Below are 22,633 nucleotides of genomic sequence, written 5' to 3'. Positions count from 1 at the left end.
AAGCGCTGGCTTGGGAACGCAGTTTTGGAGGCTCCCGCTTCCAATACGCATCGTGAAGCGAGAGCTTCACAACAAGGATTCCTAAGCCGGGGCTTTAGGAACCCGCAAATCGTATGTTGTTGCCTTGTTTTGCTGGCGAAAGTCGGAGTAAGGCTAAGGTTTGATTCCCTCCTTCCCCGATCCCCTAGACATTCCTCGTTGGTTAAATCTCCCTGGATCAATGGCATGGTGGAAACGATGAACAGAAGATCAAGGCCGGCCAAACTTGCTTTTTCCGATGGTGGAACCGATCATGTTTCAATTTCACACCTTCCATGCCAAGCACAGGCAACTCAATCAGGCAGCGGGAATATTGGCGCTGATTGCCCTCTGGCTGTTGCTGCATCCCTATCTCGGCCTTTACCACGATGCCAGAATCTATATAGCGCAAGCGCTGTACCGCTTGCAGCCGGAAACCTTCAAGCTTGACCTGTTCTTTCGTTATGGCTCCCAGGATCAATTTACCATTTTCAGTTTAATTTACGCGGATGCGCTTGAGTTTTTGGGGTTGGAACGGGGTATTTATCTCTTGACGCTGGCAGGGCAATTGCTTTGGTTGGGTGCGGCGTTTTTTTTAGCCTCGTCTCTGGCAAGCGGTTTCGTATTGTGGCTTACGTTGTTGCTATTGACTACGCTACCCGGATATTACGGTTCGGAAAACATACTGGTATTTGGCGAAGGATTTTTAACATCCAGAGTATACGCCGAGGCCATCTCATTAGCCGGCATTGCTTGCGCGGTCAGGGAAAAATGGTCAAGCAGCGCGGCGTTAATCCTATTGGCTTTGTTGCTGCATCCGTTGATGGCGCTTTCCGCTTTGTTGACGGTACTGCTCTATCGCTATTCTCTCAGCAAGGAATTGTGCATTTTAGCCTTGGCAGGCGTGATGGTTGTGGCGTTGGCGGCATGGGCGGATATAGCGCCTTTTGATAGGCTGCTGCTGACCATGGATGGCGAGTGGCGCGAAATTGTGCTCAGAGATTCCCCTTGGCTGGCGTTGGAAAATTGGGAGATTGCGGATTGGGCGCTGTGGGCCGTTGGTGAAAGCACCCTGATGCTAGTTTGGCTATCTTCTGCCGATAAACTAAAAAGACTATTTTTCGCCGTGCTGGTGGTCAGTTTGCTTTCGACGCTGCTGGCATTTGTCGGCGGCTCGGTCTTCAAAAATGCGTTGCTGCTGCAAATTCAACTGTGGCGAGCGCTCTGGATCATGCAATGGTTTGCCTGTTTTGCCTTGGCTTGGTTTGCCGGCGAGCATTGGCATAAATCCGAGTTCGCGAAGGTTGTTATCTTGGTGTTGCTCAGCGCTTGGCTGATGCGCGGCCACGGCGGCGGCCTGGTTGCGGCTTTGACCATACCCGCGTGGATTTGGCAGCAAAAAAACGCCATTCCAATTTCATTGCCGCGCAGCATTCGCCTGGGCGCCTATTTACTGCTTATCCAAGCGTTGATCTGGTTTGCGCTGGACGCAATCGCCAATTATCAACTGCTTGATGTGTACGATAACCGCGCGGTTGGGGTGCATGGCTTTTTTGACTTCGGCAGCGGTGCGGTCTTGATACCGATGTGGCTAATGGGGCGGCGCTTTTTTGCATCTGCGCGGCCACAATGGCTATCGATTGCGGCTTGCTTCGTTTCCGTTATGGCATTGGCGGCAATCGTTGCCGGGTGGGACAACCGGCGAAGCGGCGACTTTCCGCGTCCCATTGAAAGCGCTGACGAATTTGCCGAATTTCGGCAATTCATTCCGAAAAATAGTACGGTGTATTGGGAAGGGAGTGGCGCGATGTATGTTTGGCTGCTTTTAAACAGACCCAGTTACCTTTCCGGCATACAAACGGCGGGCATTATTTTTAACAAACAGACCGCATTGGAGGGTTTCCGCCGTGCCAAAAACGTTTGGCCGTTAAGCCAAGAAGACAGCCGGTTTTTTTTACTCGCCAATCCGAATGCCGAACTCGCACGAAAAAAATCGCCAGTTGATCGCAATGATTTGGCGGCGGTGTGCCAAGACCCGATTCTGGATTTTGTCGTGTACTCGAAGCCTATTCTCGATGCCCGGCCAGTCGCCGTGCGTAAGGAACAAGCTACGCAAAGACTCTTTTTTCTTTATGATTGTAAAACCATGAGGTCACGGTAATGAAAACTCAATTATACAAAATATTGCGCTACCGGCCGGAGAGTAACTTATCTCAGTTTATTTGCTATTTTATTGTTGGCGGCGTTGCGTTTTCCGCGGATTTTTCGATGCTGTTCCTGCTGAAGGAATTTGCCGGTTTTTATTATGTCGTCGCCGCGAGTTGCGGATTCGGTGTCGGCGTTTTAATCAATTATCTGCTTTCGGTTTATTGGGTTTTCGACTATCGTGCGGTCGATAATCGCTATGTCGAGTTTTTACTTTTCGGCTTGATTGGCGTTATTGGATTAATACTAAACGCAGCTATAATTTATTTGCTGACGGAAAAAATGGCCGTATTTTATTTATATTCCAAGATCATTGCGACGGCCGTTATTTTTCTGTTCAATTTTACTGCGCGCAAAATCCTGTTGTTTACGAAACGCTATGTATATCAACGAGCCTATTCATGAAGGAATCTAAAATGGAATCTAAACAGACCGCTATTATCATCGGCGCTGGTCCGGCAGGGCTGACCGCCGCGTTGGAATTGATCCGCCATACCTCGATTAAACCGATCGTTCTCGAAGTGCTCGACGACGTCGGCGGTATTTCGCGAACGGTTAATCACCACGGTAATCGAATGGACATCGGCGGTCATCGGTTTTTTTCCAAATCCGATTGGGTCATGAACTGGTGGCGCGAGATTCTGCCGCTCGAAAACAATAACGAAGCGCAGATCGAAATCAGTTATCAAAATAGTAAACGTACGATAGAGGTAACGCAGGAGAATACAGGCGAAAGTTCAGAAAAGCGAATGCTGATACGTTCTCGGTTATCGCGAATCTATTTCTTGCGCAAGTTTTTTGATTACCCTGTCAAATTAAATTTGAATACGATTAATAATCTGGGATTGGTACGCCTGGTCGAGATTGCTCTGAGTTATATCCATATCCGTTTATTTCCCCGCAAGCCGGAAAAAAATCTTGAGGATTTTATTATCAATCGCTTCGGCAAAGCCTTGTATCTGACTTTTTTCAAAGATTATACCGAAAAGGTATGGGGGGTGCCGTGCCGGGAGATCAGCGCCGAATGGGGCGCGCAAAGAATCAAGGGGCTTTCGGTCGGTAAGGCTTTGTGGCATGCGTGCAAAAAGATATTCAGTACGAACACGATCGAAAATCAAAAAAACACCCAGACCAGCCTGATCGAGCGTTTTTTATATCCGGCTTACGGACCGGGACAGTTATGGCAGGAAGTTGCGAAACAAGTCGAAGCCGGCGGCGGCAAGGTGATTTTTCACAGCCAGGCGGTGGCATTGACGCTGCGTGACGGCAACATCGAAGCGGTGACGGTCAAAAATCTGCAAAACGGCGAGCTGACGACATTGGCTTGCGATTACGCCTTTTCGACGATGCCGGTCAAAGACTTGATCGCCGCGTTGGGCGAGCCCGTGCCGGCGAATGTGCGGCGAATCGCCGGGGAATTGCCTTACCGCGATTTCATCACGGTTGGCTTATTGCTGAAAAAAATGCAGCCGAATCCGCAGTCGCGCTCGCAACAGGCTAATTTCATGCCGCCCGACAACTGGATTTACATTCAGGAAAGCGACGTAAAAGTTGGCCGTTTGCAGATATTCAACAACTGGAGCCCGTACTTGGTTAAAGATCAGGACACGATATGGCTCGGCCTGGAATATTTTTGCCACGAAGGCGATGAGCTTTGGTCGCTGAGCGATGATGAAATGGCCGCGTTGGCGGTTCGTGAGTTGATAACCTTAAACATGCTCGAGAACGAAAGTCTGGTGCTCGATCGCAGCGTCATCCGGGTGCCGAAGGCGTATCCAGCTTATTTTGGCGCTTATCAAGAGTTCGATACGATTCGGCAATTCGTGGACGGCATCGATAATCTATTCTTGATCGGCAGAAACGGCATGCACAAATACAACAATCAGGACCATTCGATGTTGACCGCGCATTTGGCCGTGCAGAACATCATTGCCCAACAAGCCGACAAATCGAATCTATGGGCCGTCAACGTCGATGACGAGTATCATGAAGAAAAGGCGGCATAATCCGTGCCGGGGAAAGTAGCACTGTATCAACTTAGGCTCCAATTCTCTCGCTTTATGAAAAATCGACTTCTTGCATTTCTGATTCATTTGGCTTTGTCGGCGGTAATTGCCGCCGTGGTAATGGCAATCGTTTTTTGGGTTTGGTATCCGGCACCGCTGCATGCGGCGGTCGGCGTAACCGAGATATTTCTGCTGCTGATGGCGGTCGATGTCACGATCGGCCCAGTGATCACACTGATCATTTACAAGCCTAACAAGCCCTCGCTGAAATTCGATCTTGCCGTCATCGCACTGCTGCAATTGTGCGCACTGAGCTATGGCATCAACACGGTGTTTGCGGGGCGGCCGGCGTTTATCGTCTTCGCCAAGGACCGCTTCGAAATCGCCCGTGCCTCCGATCTCGACGCCAACAGCGTCGCCAAGGCAATGCAAAACGGCAATCAAACCGCCGTTGCCGGCTGGACACAACCCAGATGGGTGGCGGCCATTGAGTCTCCGGACCCGAAGCGCAATCAGGAAATCCTTTTTTCAGCCGTGCAGGGCGGTCCGGATTGGCCTTTGCTGCCGGAATTATTCGTGCCTTTGGCGCAAGTTAAAGAGCAGATATTGGCTAGTGCGAAGCCTTTGCAGGAGCTTCGGGAGTTACACAGCAAAGACGACCGCTTGAAATTATTGGCCGAGCGGCAAGACAGCGAGGCAAAATGGCTGCCTTTGCGCGGGATAGCCAAGAATATGACGGTTTTGGTCGACCCCGCTTCCGCTGCCGTCATCGATATACTCGATATTGATCCGTGGAATGCTACGGCAATTAGCAGCAAGTAGTTTCGATGCCTCGCCGGACGGTGCATGTTGCCCCGTCCGCAGGGTTTCCGCAAACTTTAGGGTATCGGCAGCCAGCAAAATGGTGGAGACGGGATTGCAAATCCCGTCTCGCTTGAAGGCCATTGTAATAAATGCACGCTCAACTTGTCGGACCGGGAATGTTACCTATAAGGTCTGGTCACGGTGTTATGAAAATTAGGGCCATAAATGATACGATATGACATATGTTGGAAAAAATAACATATGGGTGAAATTATGTCATCAATCACAGCTCAAGTCACAGCAAGGGGGCGCATAGTCATCCCAGCTGAAATCCGCCGAAAAATGGATATCCATTGCGGCGATCAGGTAATATTGTCCTACCATGACGGTGAACTGCATATCGCAACAAGAAAGCAACGGTTGCAGCAGGCTAAGGCAATTGTTAAGGCTTATGCCGGAGAAATTTCTTTAGCTGAACAGTTGGCTGCGGAGCGTAGGGCGGAAGCCAATGATTAAGGATTCAGTCAAAAATAACTTCCCGATATAACGCTGGTTCCCAACGTCAACTTTGGGAACTCGCTGTGCCAAGCTCTAGCTTGGCGAGACGGGAAGCTGGAGCTTCCCTGCCCGCATTCCCAAGCTGGAGCTTGGGAACGAGAAGTTCCGTAGGCCGGATAAGCGTAGCGCATCCGGCAGCTATGCGGTGGATGCGCTACGCTTATCCACCCTACGCTACTGATAATCTGTTCCGTAAGGTAAAATTGTGATCAAGAGACAGATTGCAAACCCCGTCCCGCTCGATGCCCCCACCCGCTCCAGGTTCTTCAAGATTGCGCAAACAAGACTTCTTCATAGAGCGATTGCAACGGCCATTCCAAATCCAGCGCGGGTATCCGGACAATTTCCTCTGCTTTTTCATAACCATGCAATAACCATTCGTTATTGTCAGTACGATTGAAACAATCCACCGACATTTTCCGGCTATCGATCAGCCAGTAGGTTTGCAGGCTTTCGAGTTGCCGGTAGGCGCTGAATTTTTGGCCGCGGTCGAAGGCTTCGGTCGAGGGCGAGAGCATTTCGGCGATGAAGACGGGATGTTGTTTGAATAGGGTGTTGTCCCGGTCTTTGGAATTGCAGGTGACCAACACGTCCGGATAGAAAAACGCATTGGCTTTTTCGACGTTGACTTTCATATCCGAGATATAGGCGCGGCAGGGCGTGCCTTTTAGCGACTGTTTGAGTAAAAATCCCAAATTCATCGCTATCGTAACATGCGCATCGGTCGCGCCGACCATCGCCCAGACTTCGCCGTTCAGATATTCATGCTTATATTCGGCCGACGCTTCACCCTGCAAATACTCCTCGACGGTGATCGGTAGTTTTTCTGCGGCTGATACCATGGCGGTTACTCCGAATAAAGGTTCAGAACGAGCGGGTTTATACCGTCTGCTCGATAATTTCGATCGCGTTGCCGTCCGGATCGCGGCAAAACAGCGCCCTGCGTCCCGAGATGCTGAGCGTGTAGTGAACTCGATTGCTTTCCAGCGACTCCAGCACCGGATTCAGCGATACGACCGTGAGCGCGACATGGCGGTCGCGGCCGCCATGTTCGGGGCGCCCTGTGGTTGGATCGGGATTGTCGAGTTCGAGCAAGTGGAGTTGCTGCACCCCGGATTCGCCGACTTGCAGCCAGGCGCCCGGAAACGGCAGCGGCGGCCGTTCGAGTTGCTTGAGTCCGAGCACGTTGCGATAGAACACCAATGACTTTTCGGTGTTCGAAACAATGAGGCTGGAATGATGCAGGTTCAAAAATTGGATTGGCATGAGGGAATGGGGAATAAAGGGAGATGCCAGGAATTATACTCTTTGCCGGACGGGGCATGTTGCCCCGTCCGTAGGGTTTCTGCAAACTTTAGGGGAACGGCAGCCCCAAAAACGGTGGGGACGGGATTGCAAATTCCGTCCCGCTAGAGTCGTGTTTTTTCTCTCCATTTCGCTCATGCCGCATCCAAGGGCCGCACCGCTAGCATATCGTGATAATCGATAGGGCGAATGTCGGCTAATTTCAGTGTGACTAAAGCTTGCGTTTTTCCTGAAGCCGAAACAAATTCCACTTCTACGCCGTCGGGTTCGTACAACGCAACGACAGCTCCTATATCGCCTGGTTGCAAGCCTGAATTCGGCAGTTCTTTTACCAGTACGACAGTATCCAGCAAATTGATATTCATATTCATTTTTCTCCCGGATAGGCTGTAATGAATCGGGGGATGTTTTCATTGTTGATCACGATCCAAGCCGTAACGATTTCCGCTGTTCGTAGAGATGGACTAACGATTTGACCTCTCACTTCGAATTTTTGTCCATACTCGGTACGTTCACCTTCTTTTGCATCGTTTTCAAGGATGGAACGAATATCTGTTTCCATACGTTGCCAATTTTCAGCGTTGTATCCCAATGATTGAAAAAACGCGGCTTTGAATTTTCCCACCGGATGCGAGGATGATAGCACGTAATCTCGTAATTTTTCCGGCGGTATTATGGCTTTGTCCTTATTGGGCAATTGCACTTTCTTGCCTGATTTGACGGGTATTTGGGGTCAGACGACAAAATGAGTGTTATAAACCTCGGGCAATATCTTTCTTAATATCCTCAATATTTTCGAGACCCACCGAAACCCTGACCAAACCATCCTTGATGCCGGCGGCGGCGCGCGCTTCGGGCGTCAGGCGGCCGTGGGTGGTGGTCGCAGGGTGGGTGATCGTGGTCTTCACGTCGCCGAGATTCGCGGTGATCGAAATCATTTCGGTCGCGTCGATCAGTTTCCAGGCATGGTCCTTGCCGCCGGCCAGTTCGAAGCTGACGATCGCGCCAAAGTGGCTTTGCTGTTTTTTCGCCAGCGCGTGCTGAGGATGCGATGCAAGGCCGGGATGATGCACCTTCGCGACGCCGGGTTGCCGCTCCAGCCATTCGGCGAGCGCCAGCGCGTTGTCGCAATGCGCCTTCATGCGGACCGCGAGCGTCTCGAGGCCGGACAGGAAGGTCCAGGCGTTGAACGGGCTCATCGTCGCGCCGCCGGTGCGGAGGTACGGATAGATCGATTTTTCGATGATCTCGTGGTTCGCGACGACCGCGCCGCCGATGCAGCGGCCATGTCCGTCCAGGTACTTGGTGGCCGAGTGCACGACGATGTCCGCGCCGAGCGTCAGCGGTTTTTGCAGGGCAGGGGTGCAGAAGCAGTTATCGACGACCAGAAGGCAGTCGTGCTGGTGCGCGATCCCGGCCAGTTCGGCGATGTCGGCGATCTCGGTCAACGGGTTCGACGGCGTTTCGAGAAACAAAAAACGCGTATTCGGTTTAATCGCGGCTTCCCAGGCGGCGGCATCGGTCAGATCGACGAAATCGGTCGCGACGCCGAATTTGCCGAAATAGTTCTGGAACAACAGTACCGTATTGCCGAACACCCCGCGCGAGCAGACCACATGATCGCCGGCTTTGAGCAGTCCCATGCCGACCGCCATGATCGCGGCCATGCCGGAAGCAAACGCGAGGCAGCGATCGCCCTTTTCGAGCAGGGCCAGACGTTCCTGAAACGCGGTCACGGTCGGATTGGTGAAGCGCGAATACACGTTGCCGGGCAGCTGGCCGGTAAAACGCAACGAGGCTTCCTCGGCGCTGTTGAACACGTAACTCGAAGTCGGGAAGATCGGGATGCTGTGCTCGCCTTCCTGGGTGCGGCGATGGCCGGCGCGAATGGCTTGAGTTTCGAGGGCGTAGTCGTTCCAGTCGGTGTCTTTCATGGGGTATCGAGATTCCTTAAATATGTGGTCGGGCTGCGCTAGCGCCACCCGACCAACCCTGCTTGCGCGTATTTTTTATTCGCAATTCTGCATTTCGATGATGAAATTCTCGGCATTGCGCTGTCCTTGCGCATGGTCGTTGCGCAGGCCTTCAATATGGTCGAGATAGGCATCGTCGATGTCGCCGGTGATGTATTCCTTGCTGAAGCAGGACGTATCGAAATGCTTGATGTCGGGATTGCCTTTGCGCACCGCGTCGATCAGATCCTGCAAATCCTGATAGATGATCCGGTCCGCGCCGATCGCCTTGCCGACTTCGTCCTCGGAAAGGTTGTGCGCGATCAGTTCATGCGCGGCCGGCATGTCGATGCCGTAAACGTTCGGATAGCGGACCGGAGGCGCGGCGGAGGCGAAATAGACTTTTTTCGCGCCGGCGTCGCGGGCCATCTGGATGATTTGTGCAGAGGTCGTGCCTCTGACCACCGAATCATCGACCAGCAACACGTTTTTGCCTTCGAATTCGAGACCGATCGCGTTCAGCTTTTGCCGGACCGATTTTTCGCGCATTTTTTGGCCGGGCATGATGAAAGTGCGGCCGATATAGCGGTTTTTGATGAAGCCTTCGCGGAATTTGACGCCCAGCTTGTTGGCCATTTGCAGCGCGGCGGTGCGGCTGGTGTCCGGGATCGGAATTACGACGTCGATGTCGTGGTCGGGCCATTCGCGTTGAATTTTTTCGGCCAGTTTTTCGCCCATCCGCAGGCGCGCCTTATAGACCGAAATGTCGTCGATGATCGAGTCGGGACGCGCGAAATAGACATATTCGAAGATGCAGGGGCAATGATCGACCGTGTCGGAACATTGCTGGGTATGCAGCTCGCCGGATTCTTCGATGAAGACCGCTTCGCCCGGTTCGATATCGCGGATCAGCTCGAAGCCGAGCACGTCGAGTGCGACGCTTTCGGAGGCGATCATGAATTCGGAGCCTTTGTCGGATTTGCGTTCGCCGTACACGATAGGCCGTATGCCGTGCGGGTCGCGGAAGCCCAAGATGCCGACGCCGGTGATCATGATCACGACCGCATAGGCGCCTCGGCAGCGGCGATGCACGCCGCGTACCGCCTCGAACACGTCGTCGACGCTCAAGTCCAGCTTGCCGAGGCTTTGCAGTTCGTGCGCGAACACGTTCAGCAGCACTTCCGAATCCGAATCGGTGTTGATGTGGCGCTGATCCTCGACGAACAGGGCCTTTTTGAGTTCATCGGTGTTGGTCAGGTTGCCGTTGTGCGCCAAGGTCAGGCCGAACGGCGAGTTCACATAGAAAGGCTGCGCTTCGGCCGAGCTGGTGCAGCCGGCAGTCGGATAGCGCACATGCGCGATGCCCATGTTGCCTTTCAGTTTCAGCATTTGCGCATTGGTGAAGACATCGCGGGCCAGGCCGTTCTCCTTGCGCAAATGCAGGCGACCGTTTTCGCAGGTCACGATCCCGGCGGCATCCTGTCCCCGATGTTGCAGAACCGTGAGCGCATCGAACAGCTCCTGGTTGACGTATTGATGGGAAACAATTGCTGCAATACCACACATGTCGATAAATCCAAGCCTTATTAAAAGTTAAGAATAATGAAGAAAGCCGGCGAAGCCGGTTGGAAAACGGGTTTTGAGCCAAGTGGCGGAGTTCTGAAAATACGGCAGAAATTTGGATTCCTGCCACCAGCTATCCCTGGGCAACGGCGTGAGGCCGGCAAAAAGCACCAGAATATTCACAAATATCAGGCCCCGCAGCAAAGCCACCGGCATGCCGGCGAAATGTCCCCATAGAGAAGGATACGTGCGTTTTTTCTTGAAACGGTAGATCATAAAAATCAGTGAGCTGACCGTCAGTGTCAGCACGAACAGTATGCCGAAGGCGATGGCGATTTGCGCCTTCGGATTCGTGATTGGCGAATTCATTACGCGGGTAAAGTCATCCGCGAAATACCAAGCGACCGTGCCCGCGAGCAGCCAGCAGGCCAGCGCGCGCGTCTCCAGCGCGACGCCGCGCAGCAGGCCGATCAATAAGAAAAATATCAGTAAAACCACAATCGCATAATCTATCCAGAGCAGTTGAGTAAAAAACTGGGTCATGTTCTGGACCGCTGCCATCACTCGGCCAGGATAATCGTTTTGATATTTTGCTGATTCAGACGGTTCCGTATGTCGAGCGCACGTTGTTTGTCCAGTTCGGGGCCGATTTTCAGGCGGTAGATGGTGCCTTGACCGGTGGACAAGGTTTCCAGCGTGGCGGGAAATCCGAGTTTACGCAGCTTATCGCGTTGCAAGGCCGCGTTTTCTTTTTTGGTGAAGCTGCCGGCCTGGATAGTCCAGCGCTCGAATTTCGTCGAGCTTTTGGGCGCAGGTTTGGCGGCCGGAGCCTCTACCGGTTTCGCCGGCACGGGCTTCACCACGGGAGCCGGCAGGGTCTGCTCGGAAACCGGAGCGATGGCTTTCGGCGCGATAGCTTTGGCCGGCGTGCTTTTCTTCGGTGCCGGCGGAGCTTGCTCTATGATCGGTTCCGGCTCGGGCGGGATGCTTTCGGCCTCCTCCTCCGGGGCCGCTTCGGCATCGGCGCCGGGCTCCACATCGGCGGGCGGCTCGTAATCGACAGGCGCGTTTTCCTGCAGGCCGGGCTCGATCTTTTCAATGCCTCCGGCGTTAAAATCCGTTGCCGGCGGATTGGCAGGCGATAACGCATTGCCGGCCGCGTTTTCGACGCTCGCGGCATTCGTAGGCAATTTGCTTTCGGCGGCATTAGGCGTATTGGCCGGCGCTTCCGGAATCGTCATTTCGCTGACCGTCTGGCCGCTGGTGTCGACCGGATCGTCGAACAGCATCGGGATAAAAATGGCCGCGAGCGCCGTGACGACAGCCGCACCGATCAATCGTTGTTTCAGTTCTTGATCCATTTCGTCATTCACCTTTGTCTAGCGCGGAGAGGCAATCGGATACCAAAAAAAATGAGCCAAAAACCAGCAGCAGATCGCCTTCTTGCAAGCGGTTTTTTGCGGCGGCAAACGCCTCGGTAAAATTTTGAAAGCCGAAATGCGTATCCTGGATGCCGCATTGCTCGAAAATGGCGCGCATTTGTGTCTCGTTGGTCGCCCTGGGATTCGGCAGCGGCGCGAAAAACCAATCGTAAACCAAGGGATGCATCAGTTCGAGCACGCTTTTGATGTCCTTGTCCTTCATCATCGAAAACAGCGCGCGAATGCGCATGTGTTGACAATGTTCCCGCAGATACGCGACCAGGGTTTTTACGGCCTCGGGATTATGCCCTACATCCAACAGGAGAGGGATTTTACCATCAATCAATTGAAATCGGCCGGACAGTTTTACATTTTCAAGGCCCTGGCGGATCGCCTCGGTGCCGACCGGCAGCATGGCCGATAGTTGTTTGACCGCCAGGATCGCCGAAGATGCATTTCGGTATTGATGTTCGCCTTTCAGGGCCGGCGGCGGCAAATTCTCGAGGCGCTGGTCGCCGCAATGCCAATCCCAGCCGGCCTCGGTTTTTCGATAGCTGAAGTCATGGTTTATGCAAAACAGTCTAGCATTTTTGTCGTTGGCGCATCGGATCAGCGAGGCGGGCGGTTCCGGGTCGCCGATGATCGCCGGCGATCCGCTGCGGAAAATGCCGGCTTTTTCGGCGCCTATCTCCTCGCGGGTCTGGCCGAGCCAATCGACATGATCGATGCCGATGCTGCTGATCAGGGCCACATCCGGGTCGACGATATTGACCGCGTCGAGACGACCGCCCATGCCGACTTCCAGGATCTGAATATCGACTTGATGACGCGAGAAAATATCGAGTGCGGCCAGCGTGCCGAATTCAAAATAGCTGAGCGATATGTCTTGGCGAGCCGCTTCGATGCGGGCGAATGCCTCGCAGATCAACTCGTCGGCGGCCGGGACGCCGTCGATCTTGATACGTTCATTGTAGCGCAAGATATGCGGAGAGGTGTAAGCGCCGACCCGATAGCCCTGCGCCCGGTAAATTGTTTCGAGATAGGCGACGCAGGAACCTTTGCCGTTGGTGCCGGCCACGGTAATCGTGGCCGGTTTCCGGTAATTCGGATCGAGCGCAGCAAAAACGCGCGCGACGCGTTCCAGTCCCAGGTCGATTGCTAAAGGATGCAGGCTTTCTTGCCAGGCCAGCCACTCTTTTAGCGTATTGAAACGCGGCATCAAGGATAGGGGGGTAATCGACTACTCGTCTTCTGCTACGATTTGACTTTCTCCGGCCGCGTCATCGACGCTTTCCGGTTCGGGCTCGTGGAGATATTCCAGGCGCGCCAAGGGTTCGATCTTGACCGGCGACAACATACTCAGGATGTTGGCGATTTTGTCGCGGATGTCGCGGCGGTCGATGATCATGTCGACCGCACCGTGTTCCTGCAAAAACTCGCTACGCTGAAAGCCTTCGGGCAGTTTTTCGCGCACGGTCTGTTCAATCACGCGGGGGCCGGCAAAACCGATCAGCGCGTTCGGTTCGGCTGCGTTGATGTCGCCGAGCATCGCAAGGCTCGCCGAGACGCCGCCCATGGTCGGGTCGGTCATGAACGAAATGTAGGGGATGCCCGCTTCCGACAATTTGGTCAGCGTGGCGCTGGTCTTCGCCATCTGGAACAGCGAAAACAACGATTCCTGCATCCGGGCGCCGCCGCTCGCGGTAAACACGATGAAAGGGCAGCCGAGCTCCAGGCTCCTGTTCACGCCGCGCATGAAGCGCTCGCCGACGACCGAACCCATCGAACCGCCCATGAAACTGAAATCGAACGCGGCCGCGACGATGTCGGCCCCCTTCAGCTTGCCTCTCATCACGATCAGCGCATCGCTTTCCTTCGTTTGTTTCTGCGCTTGAACGATGCGGTCCTTGTATTTTTTGCTGTCCCTGAATTTCAAAGGATCGGTCGGTTTGACGCCCTTGCCGATTTCCTCGCGGCCTTCCTCGTCCAGAAAAATGTCCAGCCGGGTGCGGGCCGAGATGCGCATATGGTGTTCGCATTTCGGGCACACATGCAGATTTCTTTCCAGTTCCAGATTGTAAAGAATCGCATTGCAGCTGGGGCATTTATTCCACAAGCCTTCAGGCACGGCTCCTTTTTTATTGGAGTTTTCCGTTCTGATCGTTGACGGAACCAGTTTCTGAAACCAACTCATTCGTTATCTGCCTCGTAGTAGCGTCGTGACGCCGTGATTTTTTTAATTATCCATCGCCTGGCGCATCGCGGCCAGCAACTCGACGATTTCTGTTTTTGCGCGCTCCGGATCGTCCAGATTCGCTTCGACTTTGCTGATCAGCGCGCTGCCGACCACCACGCCGTCGCCTAGTGAAGCCACGGTTTTCGCGGTTTCCGCGTCTTTCACGCCAAAGCCGATGCCGACCGGCAGGCTTGCGTTCGCGCGGATTTCTTTCAGTTTTTGTTCTACGTCGGCGGTATTCAGATGGCCCGCGCCGGTCACGCCTTTCAGCGAGACATAATAGAGGTAGCCGGAACCGATCTCGCCCATTTTTTTGATCCGCTCGGCGCTGCTGTTCGGCGCCAGCAAAAAGATCGTATCGATGTCGCGCGCCTTCAGTTCGGCCGCGCAGGCCTCGCCTTCCTCGGGCGGCAGGTCGACGGTCAAGACGCCGTCGATATCGGCTCTCTGTGCCGCATTCGCGAAGCCTTCATAGCCCATCGCTTCGATCGGGTTTAAATAACCCATCACGACCAACGGCGTTTTCGTGTCGGTGCGGCGAAACTCCATTGCGATCGCCAAGGTGCGGCGGAGGCTCATCTTGTGTTCGAGCGCGCGCTCGCTGGCGCGCTGAATCACCGGGCCGTCGGCCATCGGATCGGAAAACGGCACGCCCAGTTCGATGATGTCGGCGCCGGCCTGCACCATCGCGTGCATCAGCGGTACCGTGAAATCGGGGTTCGGATCGCCCGCGGTAATGAAAGGGATCAGCGCCTTGCGGCCGTTTTGGGACAGTTCTTCAAATTTGGCGGCTAATCGGCTCACAGTAAAATTCCCTCGCGTTTGGCCATCGTTTGCATATCTTTGTCGCCGCGGCCGGACAGATTGACAATGATGATCTGGTCTTTGTTCATCGTCGGCGCCAGTTTCATCGTATAAGCCATCGCGTGGCTCGATTCGAGCGCCGGAATGATGCCTTCCATCCGCGTCAACGCATAGAAACCATCCAGCGCTTCGTTGTCGGTGATGCTGACATAATTCGCGCGGCCGGTGTCTTTCAGCCAGGCATGCTCGGGGCCGACGCCCGGATAATCGAGTCCCGCCGAGATCGAATGGGTTTCGATGATTTCGCCGTCGTCGTCAGCCATCAAATAAGTGCGGTTGCCGTGCAGTACGCCGGGGCGTCCGGCCGACAGCGGGGCCGAATGGCGTCCGGTTTCGATGCCGTCGCCGGCCGCTTCGACGCCGTACAGTTTGACCGTCTCGTCATCGATGAACGGATAAAACAGGCCGATCGCGTTCGAGCCGCCGCCGACGCAGGCGACCAGCGCATCGGGCAGGCGCCCTGTCATGTCCTGGCATTGCTGCTTCGCTTCGCGGCCGATAATGGTCTGAAAGTCGCGGACCATCGCCGGATACGGGTGCGGTCCTGCGACCGTGCCGATGATGTAGAAAGTGTTGTCGACATTGGTGACCCAGTCGCGCAGGGCTTCGTTCAGCGCGTCTTTCAGTGTTTTCGAGCCGGATTCGACCGCGACGACCTTAGCGCCCAAAAGCTTCATCCGGTACACGTTCAGCGATTGGCGCGCGACATCGACCGCGCCCATGTAGACCACGCATTCGAGGCCGAGGCGGGCGGCGACGGTCGCGGTCGCGACGCCGTGCTGGCCGGCGCCGGTTTCGGCGATGATCCGGGTCTTGCCCATGCGTTTGGCCAACAAGGCCTGGCCGACCGTGTTGTTGATCTTGTGCGAGCCGGTATGGTTCAGGTCTTCGCGTTTCAGATAAATCTGCGCGCCGCCGAGTTCGCGGCTCCAGCGCTCGGCATGATACAGCGGTGACGGCCGGCCGACATAATGCTGCAAATCGTCATCCAGTTCGGCCAGGAATTCCGGGTCCTGCATATAGCGATGATAAGCTTCATTGAGTTCCTGGATCGGCAGGATCAGCGTTTCCGCGACGAAGGTTCCGCCGTAAGGGCCGAAATGGCCCCGAGCATCGGGCATATTGTATTTATCTGTCATAATTTGTTCTGTCACCCTTATTAACTTCTGTCAAAAATGCCGCCATTCTGGCCGCATCCTTGACACCTTTGGCCGCTTCCACCCCGCTGCTGACATCCAGCGCATAAGGTTTGACCGTCCGTACCGCATCATAGGCGTTCTCCGCATTCAACCCGCCCGCCAAAATGATCGGCAAGCCGCAGTGTTCGGGAATCCTGTTCCAATCGAAAAGGCTGCCGGTGCCGCCTTTCGCATCCGGATGCCAGGCATCCAAAAGCAAGCCCGCCGCATCGTAATAGTGCCCTGCCAGTGCCGCAATATCGGTTTCAGGTCTGACCCTGACCGCCTTGATATAGCGTTTATTGTAAATCCGGCAGGCATCGCTCGGTTCGTCGCCGTGAAACTGCAGGCAATCGATCGGCACTTTCTGCAAAATCTCGCGTATCCTGGCTTCCTCTTCGTCGACAAACAACGCGACGACCGTCGTAAACGCGGGCAGGGCGGCGGTTATCCGCAGCGCCTGATCGATGTCGACATTCCTAGGGCTTGGCGGATAAAACACCAACCCGATCGCATCGGCCCCGAGCCTGGCGGCCTGTACCGCATCCTCGGCGCGAGTAAAACCGCAAATTTTAACGCGAGTTCGCATAAAGTGATATGGGAATTTATGAAAAAAACCAAGCCCTATAGGATAACATAAATCGATTGGCCGGCCGGGCTCGATTATTGGGCGGTTTTGGAGGGAGGAGATTTTTTTCGCTACGCGCCGAAAACGCACCGGTTTGGCGGTCAGGCTTGCGGAAGCCGGCCTCGATTGAGCATTGCGAGATTGCGCCATTTGCTTAAATCAACGCATCCATTACAATGGACGGTTTGTTGCGTCGGCAAAACAGGCGGGTTGATCTGATGCCGACGCGGATAGCCGGAAAACACAGATGAAAAAATTAAAATGCGCGGTGATCGGCACGGGGTATCTCGGCAAGTTTCACGCGGAAAAATACGCCTCGCTGCCGGATGCGGAACTGGTCGCGGTCGTCGACATCGATGCAGCGGCCGCCCGCAACATCGCCGAAAAACACGGCGCCAAGGCGTTGACCGATTACCGGGAACTCCTGGGTCAGGTCGATGCGGTCAGCGTGGTCGTGCCGACGACGCTGCATCACAGCGTGTCGAAGGATTTTCTCTTGGCCGGCGCGCATGTGCTGGTCGAAAAGCCGATCACGGTCACGCTCGAAGAAGCCGACGAACTGATCGCGATTGCAAAAGAGAAAAACCGGATTTTGCAGGTCGGCCATCTGGAGCGCTTCAACCCGGCCGTGCTCGGGCTCGATAAAGAAGAAAAGCCGCTGTTCATCGAATCGCACCGGCTGGCGCCGTTCAATCCGCGCGCGAACGATGTCAGCGTCGTGCTCGACTTGATGATTCATGACATCGACATCATCCTGGCGCTGGTCGATTCGGAGGTCGAGCGGATCGACGCGAGCGGCACCGCCGTCTTAACCCAGGGCACCGACATCGCGAACGCCCGTTTGCAGTTCAAGAACGGCTGCGTCGCGAATGTGACCGCGAGCCGGATCAGCATGAAGCTGGAGCGCAAGATGCGGCTGTTCCGGCCGTCTTCGTATGTATCGGTCGATTTCCAGAACCGTGTGCTGACCAAGCACCGCACCGGCGACAAAGAAATGTTCCCCGGCATTCCGGAGATCGTGACCGAAGAATCGGTGTTCGCGACCAGCGACGCCTTGCTCGAAGAAATCAAACATTTTATCGCCTGCATCCAAAGCGGCGAAAAACCGCTGGTGCCGGGAGAAGCCGGGAGAAGGGCGCTCGCGACCGCGATCAGGATTACGGAGCTGCTAAATTAAGATCTGATGTTAGGCATTGTCCACAAAAAACACGAAAGGCACGAAAAATTTCATAACTCAATCCGGTCAGCCGTTGCTTTCGGATAGTGGTCAAAGTTGAGCAGCAAGTCCAGGTGCATTGCCGTCGCTTTCAGGTAATTCAGCACTGCGCCTTTATGCACTCACGGTGCAGCGAAAAGCGCTTTTATTTCAACAATGATGGAGGCGTAACAAGTTTTGTAACTGCCTTCTTTGCATCAAATTTCCTTATCCATTTTTTCGTGCTTTTTGAGTTTTTCGTGGATATTTAATCGTGCGTAACATCAGTTAAGATTATGCGTAGGGTGGATAAGCGAAGCGCATCCACCACTGTGGGCCAGCGTTGGTGGATGCGCTTCGCTTATCCACCCTACCTAGAAAGGAATTTTCTCGGTGGACATTACTGAATTTAGAGACATTTAGGAAGATAACATGATACCAATGGTAAACCTGAAGGCGCAGTACGCTGAAATCAAGGACGAAGTCGAGCGCGGCCTGGCCGAAACGATCGCGAACTGCTCGTTCATTCTGGGCCCGAACGTGCAGGCTTTCGAACAGGAATGCGCCGATTATCTGGGCGTCAAGCATGCTATCGGCGTCGCCTCCGGCACCGATGCGCTACACCTGGCGCTGATCGCGGAAGGCATCGGGCCCGGCGATGAAGTGATCACGACCGCGTTCACCTTCATCGCGACCGCCGAGGCGATCTGCTATGTCGGCGCGAAGCCGGTGTTTGTTGACATCGATCCCAAGACCTTCAACATCTCGCCGGAGGCGATCGAGCAGGCGATTACGCCGCTTACCAAGGCTATCATGCCGGTGCATCTGTTCGGCCAGCCGGCCGATATGACGCGGATCGCCGACATCTGCAAGCAGTACGATCTGAAACTGATCGAGGATTGCTGCCAGTCTTTCGGCGCCTCGATCAACGGCAAACAGACCGGCGCGATCGGCGATGCGGGCGCTTACAGCTTCTTTCCGAGCAAAAACCTCGGCGCCTACGGCGACGGCGGCCTGGTCGTGACCAACTCCGATGCCGCCGCCGAAACGCTCAAGATGCTGCACAATCACGGCTCGAAAGTGCGCTATTATCACGACATCATCGGCTACAACAGCCGACTGGATGAAATGCAGGCGGTGATTTTGCGCGCCAAGCTGAAGCGCATTGACCGCTACAATCAGGCGCGCCGCCGTGCCGCGCATCTGTATTCGGAGCTGATGGCCGATCTGCCGTTGGCGACGCCTTTTGAGGACGGCGTCGGCGAGCACGTGTATCACCAATACACCTTGCTATGCGACCGCCGCGACGAGGTGATGAAGGCCTTGCAGGAAAAGCAGATCGGCTGCGCGGTGTATTATCCGGTGCCGTTGCATCGGCAAAACGTGTTCAAGGAAGCCTGCGCCGGCGTCAAACTGCCGGTGACCGAACAGGTCGCGGCGAACTGTTTGTCTTTGCCAATCTGTTCGGAGCTGGACGAGTCAACGATCAGAATGATCGTGGCGGTGATCCGCGGGGCATTGCAGGGCTGATCGGCCGGGCGGGCGGCGCTTTGCCGCCCGCTAGCGAAGTAGGATAGGGGCGTCAAGCGCTCGCCGTGCCCCCCCAGTGCCGCCAAAGCATCTTGAAGGTCGGCGTCAGCTCTAAGTCATCGGCCTGCACGCGGGCGTCGATCTCGCCGGGCGTAAACCAGTCGCCGGCGTCGATCTCGTCCGCCGCCAGTACAAACGGGCCGTTATGCATGATCCGATAGACCTGGACGAACTCCATGCCGTTTTCAAGGGTTGGCGGAAGCTTGAGCATCGGCGCGATCGGGCCGTCGTGCTCGACGCCGAGTTCCTCGCGCAGTTCCCTGAGCGCGCTGGCATCATAATCTTCATGCGCATCGACGTGCCCTGCGGCCGAGGTATCCCAGAGCCCCGGATTCAGGTCCTTGCTCATCGAGCGTTTTTGCAGGAACAGGCGGCCGGATTCGTCGAATACCAGAATATGCACCGCACGGTGCATGAGGCCCGTTGCATGCACGATGTGCCGGGCGCAGGTGTCGATGACGTTGTCGTCTTGATCGACGATCGCGAGAAGTTCTTGATGAGGGAGTGGCTTCATGATTTTATGTCTGCGGATCGTGCGTTTCCGGTAAGCCTTCGCGGCGGAAGCGCAGCGCCATTTGGCCATTTCGGTCAGGCCGATAATGGGGATAAGTGGGCGAGGGCAATATGACAGCATAAGGTCTCCGCCCGCGCCCAGAGGGCGCGGGCGGATGGCACGGAGGATGCTTAAACTGCCTTTCCGGCTTCTGTTGCAGAGGGAACTTCGATCAAGCGTCCTGATTTGCAATCATAGATATAACCGTAAACCGGAATGTCGCGCGGCACCAAAGGGTGATTCCTGATACGGGTAACGTCTTCGAGCACGCTTTGTTCCTGGTTCGGGATCGTCAGCCAGTCGATATAATTGCCTTCGGCGGAGCCCGGACCCTGGCCGCTGTCATGCCAGCCGCTGGCGTCGATCGACGCGGTTTTCAGGCTGCTGTTCAGCAGGCGGCGCATGATGTCGTCGGTAAAGGTCTCCATACCGCAATCGGTATGATGCACCACGAACCATTCGCGGGTGCCGAGCAGTTTGTAGGAAATGACCAGCGAGCGGATCGCATCGTCGCTGGCGCGGCCGCCGGCATTGCGGATCACGTGGGCGTCGCCTTCGGACAGGCCCGCATACTTGGCCGGATCGAGGCGGGCGTCCATGCAGGTCAGAATCGCGAAGTGCCGGCCCGGCGGCATCGGCAAATTGCCTTTATCGCCAAAATTGTTGGCATAGTCGCGGTTGGCGGCTAGAACTTCATTCAGTATTTTGCTCATGAGTGCCTCTTATCGTTATTATTTAGGATCGAAAATCGGTTGATATAAAAAAACCGCTTGGTCTTGTCTCTTTCGATGCACAGGGCCAAGCGGCTTCTTCTAACTATCTCCGCTGCGCAATATACCCGACTAAACCCAGACTTTAAATAGAGTTAAAAATTTATAAAATATAAATCTATAGTTTATAGTTGGCAGCCATGGACAAATTGAACAACATGCGGGTATTTTGCCGTATCGTCGAACTCGGTACTTTCGCGGCGGTTGCGCGCGAAATGAATCTGTCCGCGATGATGATAACCAAATACATGGCGCAACTGGAAGAATCGCTCGGCGTTGCCTTGCTGAACCGGACGACGCGCCAGATCAGCCTGACCGAGGCCGGAGAGATTTACTATCACCGCGGCAAGCAATTGCTGGACGATTTTCTGGAACTGGACGAATCGACCTCGCAGCTCGGCAGAAACGTGCGCGGGGTGTTGAAAATCATAGCGCCGATCGACTTCGGCGGCTTGTTCATGGTGCCGGCGATCGAGGCCTATCAGCGCGAGTACCCGGACGTCAAAATTTTGATGACCTTGCGCAACAGTCATGTGAATCTCGGCGAGGGCAATTTCGATCTGTCGATTCTGGTCACCGACACCCTGGACCTCGGCGTGGTGGCCCGGAAAATCGCCGAGACGCGTCTGTGCGTTTATGCATCGCCGGAGTATATCGCAGCGCACGGCAAACCGGAATGCATCGAGGAACTCAGCGAACACCGCTGCCTGCATTACATGGATACGCCACACCGCGATTACTGGATTTTCCATGCCGGCAACGACGAGGTCAAGATCAAAACGAATTGGCATTTCGCCTCGAACAACGGCCGCGCCCTGTGCCAGGCCGCGGCGTTGGGCATGGGCATTACCCAGGCGCCGGAATTTTCGGTCGCGAATTATCTGGCGGAGGGCAAACTGGTCGAAGTGTTGCAGGCATTTCGGATTCCGTCGCTGGCGATTTATGCGACTTATTTGCAGCGGCGCTTTTTGCCGGCCAAACTGACCACGTTTGTCGATTTTATGGTCCGTTATTTCGCGGAAAACAGTCCGTCCAGCGCGGACCGGACGATTTGACAAGCGGCCTGATGCTGTCGCCGAGTCTTTAATCAACAACCTAAAACAGAATGGCAAGAAGAAGCCAACATACACTCCCAGAAATCAAGGCCATGGTGCTTCAGGCCGCCGAAACGCTGGTCGCCGAAGAAGGCAGCAAGGCGCTGACGATGCGCAATGTCGCGTTCGAAATCGGCTATACGGTCGGCAGCATCTATATGGTGTTCGAGAACATGAACGATCTGGTGCTGCAATTGAACGCCCGCACGCTCGATGCGTTGAGCGAGCAGTTCGACAACATGCCGCCTCAAGCGCCGGCACAGGCGATCGAAGCGATCGCGGAGATTTACCTGAACTTTGCCGACCGCCACTTCAATTGCTGGAGTCTTATCTTCGAGCATCGCCAGCCGGAGGGCGGGGAACTACCGGACTGGTACCAAGAAAAAATCGAACGCGCGTTTTCGCGTTTCGAAGCGGAATTCAAACAACTGGCCGAGGACCGAAGCGAGGCGCAGGCCAAACAGGCCGCGCGGACGTTATGGGGCGGCATCCACGGTATCTGCATGTTGTCGCTGACCGGCAAGTTCGCGGCCGTCGGCGCGGACGACATGAATGCGAGCGTGAAGCTGCTGGTTAGGCACTTCCTCGACAGTTGGCGGCGTCAGGACAGGCGGTAGATTTCTCCACGCTGCCGGTGGAACTTACCGTTTTGCTGAAGAGTGGAGAACGTTGCGGCACTTTTCCGGTCTATTA

24 protein-coding genes are annotated in these 22,633 nt (G+C 54.9%); 9 read left to right on the top strand and 15 right to left on the bottom strand.

Annotated elements, in window-relative coordinates:
• Positions 1-442 precede the first annotated feature (442 nt).
• The 5 genes from METLA_RS0109790 to METLA_RS0109770 all read left to right on the top strand — a co-directional run bounded on the left by METLA_RS0109790 (position 443) and on the right by METLA_RS0109770 (position 5,549).
• A complete protein-coding gene (locus METLA_RS0109790; RefSeq protein WP_029646568.1) occupies positions 443-2,179 on the top strand; it encodes a hypothetical protein in 1,737 nt (578 codons plus the stop codon).
• Positions 2,179-2,628 (top strand): GtrA family protein, encoded by a 450-nt coding sequence (locus METLA_RS0109785; protein WP_024298382.1) that lies wholly within the window; start codon positions 2,179-2,181, stop codon positions 2,626-2,628. Before METLA_RS0109790 ends, METLA_RS0109785 begins: the two co-directional genes overlap by 1 nt.
• An 11-nt stretch (positions 2,629-2,639) precedes the next feature.
• Positions 2,640-4,229: an NAD(P)/FAD-dependent oxidoreductase gene (locus METLA_RS0109780; RefSeq protein WP_024298381.1), complete on the top strand. Its 1,590-nt coding sequence runs from the start codon at positions 2,640-2,642 to the stop codon at positions 4,227-4,229.
• Positions 4,230-4,283: 54 nt separating this feature from the next.
• On the top strand, positions 4,284-5,051 hold the full coding sequence (tfpZ, locus tag METLA_RS0109775) for a TfpX/TfpZ family type IV pilin accessory protein (RefSeq protein ID WP_024298380.1): 768 nt from the start codon (positions 4,284-4,286) through the stop codon (positions 5,049-5,051).
• 255 nt (positions 5,052-5,306) lie between these two features.
• Positions 5,307-5,549, top strand: a complete 243-nt coding sequence (locus tag METLA_RS0109770) for an AbrB/MazE/SpoVT family DNA-binding domain-containing protein (RefSeq protein WP_024298379.1) — start codon at positions 5,307-5,309, stop codon at positions 5,547-5,549.
• A gap of 308 nt (positions 5,550-5,857) precedes the next feature.
• On the opposite strand, the gene METLA_RS0109765 is transcribed toward METLA_RS0109770, so the two are convergent.
• The 13 genes from METLA_RS0109765 to METLA_RS0109705 form a co-directional block, all read right to left on the bottom strand.
• Positions 5,858-6,433, bottom strand: coding sequence for a Uma2 family endonuclease (locus tag METLA_RS0109765; protein WP_024298378.1), 576 nt, complete (start codon positions 6,431-6,433; stop codon positions 5,858-5,860).
• A 37-nt stretch (positions 6,434-6,470) separates the two neighbouring features.
• Positions 6,471-6,857 (bottom strand): VOC family protein, encoded by a 387-nt coding sequence (locus METLA_RS0109760; RefSeq protein ID WP_024298377.1) that lies wholly within the window; start codon positions 6,855-6,857, stop codon positions 6,471-6,473.
• Between the two features lie 173 nt (positions 6,858-7,030).
• Positions 7,031-7,261 carry a DUF4926 domain-containing protein gene (locus tag METLA_RS0109755; protein WP_036282336.1) on the bottom strand — a complete coding sequence of 77 codons (231 nt, stop codon included), beginning with the start codon at positions 7,259-7,261 and terminating at the stop codon, positions 7,031-7,033.
• Positions 7,262-7,263: 2 nt separating this feature from the next.
• Positions 7,264-7,599 carry a DUF6883 domain-containing protein gene (locus METLA_RS0109750; RefSeq protein WP_024298375.1) on the bottom strand — a complete coding sequence of 112 codons (336 nt, stop codon included), beginning with the start codon at positions 7,597-7,599 and terminating at the stop codon, positions 7,264-7,266.
• Positions 7,600-7,648: 49 nt separating this feature from the next.
• Positions 7,649-8,830 (bottom strand): O-succinylhomoserine sulfhydrylase, encoded by a 1,182-nt coding sequence (locus METLA_RS0109745; RefSeq protein ID WP_024298374.1) that lies wholly within the window; start codon positions 8,828-8,830, stop codon positions 7,649-7,651.
• 75 nt (positions 8,831-8,905) lie between these two features.
• Positions 8,906-10,414 (bottom strand): amidophosphoribosyltransferase, encoded by a 1,509-nt coding sequence (gene purF / locus METLA_RS0109740; protein ID WP_024298373.1) that lies wholly within the window; start codon positions 10,412-10,414, stop codon positions 8,906-8,908.
• Between the two features lie 27 nt (positions 10,415-10,441).
• Positions 10,442-10,954 carry a CvpA family protein gene (locus METLA_RS0109735; protein WP_206740949.1) on the bottom strand — a complete coding sequence of 171 codons (513 nt, stop codon included), beginning with the start codon at positions 10,952-10,954 and terminating at the stop codon, positions 10,442-10,444.
• Between the two features lie 17 nt (positions 10,955-10,971).
• Positions 10,972-11,772: an SPOR domain-containing protein gene (locus tag METLA_RS0109730; protein WP_024298371.1), complete on the bottom strand. Its 801-nt coding sequence runs from the start codon at positions 11,770-11,772 to the stop codon at positions 10,972-10,974.
• Positions 11,773-11,776: 4 nt separating this feature from the next.
• Positions 11,777-13,051 carry a bifunctional tetrahydrofolate synthase/dihydrofolate synthase gene (folC, locus tag METLA_RS0109725; RefSeq protein ID WP_024298370.1) on the bottom strand — a complete coding sequence of 425 codons (1,275 nt, stop codon included), beginning with the start codon at positions 13,049-13,051 and terminating at the stop codon, positions 11,777-11,779.
• Positions 13,052-13,072: 21 nt separating this feature from the next.
• The gene (gene accD / locus METLA_RS0109720; protein ID WP_024298369.1) at positions 13,073-14,026 is read right to left on the bottom strand and encodes an acetyl-CoA carboxylase, carboxyltransferase subunit beta; all 954 of its coding nucleotides are present in this window, start codon (positions 14,024-14,026) and stop codon (positions 13,073-13,075) included.
• Positions 14,027-14,068: 42 nt separating this feature from the next.
• The gene (gene trpA / locus METLA_RS0109715; RefSeq protein ID WP_024298368.1) at positions 14,069-14,872 is read right to left on the bottom strand and encodes a tryptophan synthase subunit alpha; all 804 of its coding nucleotides are present in this window, start codon (positions 14,870-14,872) and stop codon (positions 14,069-14,071) included.
• Positions 14,869-16,071 (bottom strand): tryptophan synthase subunit beta, encoded by a 1,203-nt coding sequence (trpB, locus tag METLA_RS0109710; protein ID WP_024298367.1) that lies wholly within the window; start codon positions 16,069-16,071, stop codon positions 14,869-14,871. Before trpB ends, trpA begins: the two co-directional genes overlap by 4 nt.
• Positions 16,061-16,699: a phosphoribosylanthranilate isomerase gene (locus tag METLA_RS0109705; protein ID WP_024298366.1), complete on the bottom strand. Its 639-nt coding sequence runs from the start codon at positions 16,697-16,699 to the stop codon at positions 16,061-16,063. The genes trpB and METLA_RS0109705 overlap by 11 nt, the downstream gene beginning before the upstream one ends.
• Before the next feature lie 286 nt (positions 16,700-16,985).
• Here METLA_RS0109705 and METLA_RS0109700 point away from each other — a divergent pair, with 286 nt between their 5' ends.
• A complete protein-coding gene (locus METLA_RS0109700) occupies positions 16,986-17,915 on the top strand; it encodes a Gfo/Idh/MocA family protein (protein WP_024298365.1) in 930 nt (309 codons plus the stop codon).
• Positions 17,916-18,365: 450 nt separating this feature from the next.
• Positions 18,366-19,463 (top strand): DegT/DnrJ/EryC1/StrS family aminotransferase, encoded by a 1,098-nt coding sequence (locus METLA_RS0109695; protein WP_024298364.1) that lies wholly within the window; start codon positions 18,366-18,368, stop codon positions 19,461-19,463.
• A gap of 52 nt (positions 19,464-19,515) precedes the next feature.
• On the opposite strand, the gene METLA_RS0109690 is transcribed toward METLA_RS0109695, so the two are convergent.
• Positions 19,516-20,037 (bottom strand): NUDIX hydrolase, encoded by a 522-nt coding sequence (locus METLA_RS0109690; RefSeq protein ID WP_024298363.1) that lies wholly within the window; start codon positions 20,035-20,037, stop codon positions 19,516-19,518.
• A 170-nt stretch (positions 20,038-20,207) separates the two neighbouring features.
• On the bottom strand, positions 20,208-20,789 hold the full coding sequence (locus tag METLA_RS0109685; protein WP_024298362.1) for a beta-class carbonic anhydrase: 582 nt from the start codon (positions 20,787-20,789) through the stop codon (positions 20,208-20,210).
• A 197-nt stretch (positions 20,790-20,986) separates the two neighbouring features.
• Here METLA_RS0109685 and METLA_RS0109680 point away from each other — a divergent pair, with 197 nt between their 5' ends.
• Together METLA_RS0109680 and METLA_RS0109675 are read left to right on the top strand one after the other, a co-directional pair.
• Positions 20,987-21,901 carry a LysR family transcriptional regulator gene (locus METLA_RS0109680; protein ID WP_024298361.1) on the top strand — a complete coding sequence of 305 codons (915 nt, stop codon included), beginning with the start codon at positions 20,987-20,989 and terminating at the stop codon, positions 21,899-21,901.
• Between the two features lie 50 nt (positions 21,902-21,951).
• A complete protein-coding gene (locus METLA_RS0109675) occupies positions 21,952-22,557 on the top strand; it encodes a TetR/AcrR family transcriptional regulator (protein ID WP_024298360.1) in 606 nt (201 codons plus the stop codon).
• Positions 22,558-22,633: the final 76 nt, after the last annotated feature.

It is taken from the genome of Methylomicrobium lacus LW14, assembly GCF_000527095.1.
GTDB lineage: Bacteria > Pseudomonadota > Gammaproteobacteria > Methylococcales > Methylomonadaceae > Methylomicrobium > Methylomicrobium lacus.
Note: the sequence above shows the minus strand (reverse complement) of the source record. Positions and strands in the feature narration are given on the sequence as shown.

What these genes read in the sequence shown, in the direction of transcription:
- METLA_RS0109685 (WP_024298362.1), bottom strand. Translation starts at nt 20,789, where the DNA reads ATGAGCAAAATACTGAATGAAGTTCTAGCCGCCAACCGCGACTATGCC.
- METLA_RS0109735 (WP_206740949.1), bottom strand. Translation starts at nt 10,954, where the DNA reads ATGACCCAGTTTTTTACTCAACTGCTCTGGATAGATTATGCGATTGTG.
- METLA_RS0109695 (WP_024298364.1), top strand. Translation starts at nt 18,366, where the DNA reads ATGATACCAATGGTAAACCTGAAGGCGCAGTACGCTGAAATCAAGGAC.
- METLA_RS0109760 (WP_024298377.1), bottom strand. Translation starts at nt 6,857, where the DNA reads ATGCCAATCCAATTTTTGAACCTGCATCATTCCAGCCTCATTGTTTCG.
- METLA_RS0109755 (WP_036282336.1), bottom strand. Translation starts at nt 7,261, where the DNA reads ATGAATATCAATTTGCTGGATACTGTCGTACTGGTAAAAGAACTGCCG.
- tfpZ (WP_024298380.1), top strand. Translation starts at nt 4,284, where the DNA reads ATGAAAAATCGACTTCTTGCATTTCTGATTCATTTGGCTTTGTCGGCG.
- METLA_RS0109745 (WP_024298374.1), bottom strand. Translation starts at nt 8,830, where the DNA reads ATGAAAGACACCGACTGGAACGACTACGCCCTCGAAACTCAAGCCATT.
- METLA_RS0109785 (WP_024298382.1), top strand. Translation starts at nt 2,179, where the DNA reads ATGAAAACTCAATTATACAAAATATTGCGCTACCGGCCGGAGAGTAAC.
- METLA_RS0109705 (WP_024298366.1), bottom strand. Translation starts at nt 16,699, where the DNA reads ATGCGAACTCGCGTTAAAATTTGCGGTTTTACTCGCGCCGAGGATGCG.
- METLA_RS0109700 (WP_024298365.1), top strand. Translation starts at nt 16,986, where the DNA reads ATGAAAAAATTAAAATGCGCGGTGATCGGCACGGGGTATCTCGGCAAG.
- METLA_RS0109680 (WP_024298361.1), top strand. Translation starts at nt 20,987, where the DNA reads ATGGACAAATTGAACAACATGCGGGTATTTTGCCGTATCGTCGAACTC.
- trpB (WP_024298367.1), bottom strand. Translation starts at nt 16,071, where the DNA reads ATGACAGATAAATACAATATGCCCGATGCTCGGGGCCATTTCGGCCCT.
- METLA_RS0109690 (WP_024298363.1), bottom strand. Translation starts at nt 20,037, where the DNA reads ATGAAGCCACTCCCTCATCAAGAACTTCTCGCGATCGTCGATCAAGAC.
- METLA_RS0109770 (WP_024298379.1), top strand. Translation starts at nt 5,307, where the DNA reads ATGTCATCAATCACAGCTCAAGTCACAGCAAGGGGGCGCATAGTCATC.
- METLA_RS0109765 (WP_024298378.1), bottom strand. Translation starts at nt 6,433, where the DNA reads ATGGTATCAGCCGCAGAAAAACTACCGATCACCGTCGAGGAGTATTTG.
- accD (WP_024298369.1), bottom strand. Translation starts at nt 14,026, where the DNA reads ATGAGTTGGTTTCAGAAACTGGTTCCGTCAACGATCAGAACGGAAAAC.
- folC (WP_024298370.1), bottom strand. Translation starts at nt 13,051, where the DNA reads ATGCCGCGTTTCAATACGCTAAAAGAGTGGCTGGCCTGGCAAGAAAGC.
- METLA_RS0109675 (WP_024298360.1), top strand. Translation starts at nt 21,952, where the DNA reads ATGGCAAGAAGAAGCCAACATACACTCCCAGAAATCAAGGCCATGGTG.
- METLA_RS0109730 (WP_024298371.1), bottom strand. Translation starts at nt 11,772, where the DNA reads ATGGATCAAGAACTGAAACAACGATTGATCGGTGCGGCTGTCGTCACG.
- purF (WP_024298373.1), bottom strand. Translation starts at nt 10,414, where the DNA reads ATGTGTGGTATTGCAGCAATTGTTTCCCATCAATACGTCAACCAGGAG.
- METLA_RS0109780 (WP_024298381.1), top strand. Translation starts at nt 2,640, where the DNA reads ATGGAATCTAAACAGACCGCTATTATCATCGGCGCTGGTCCGGCAGGG.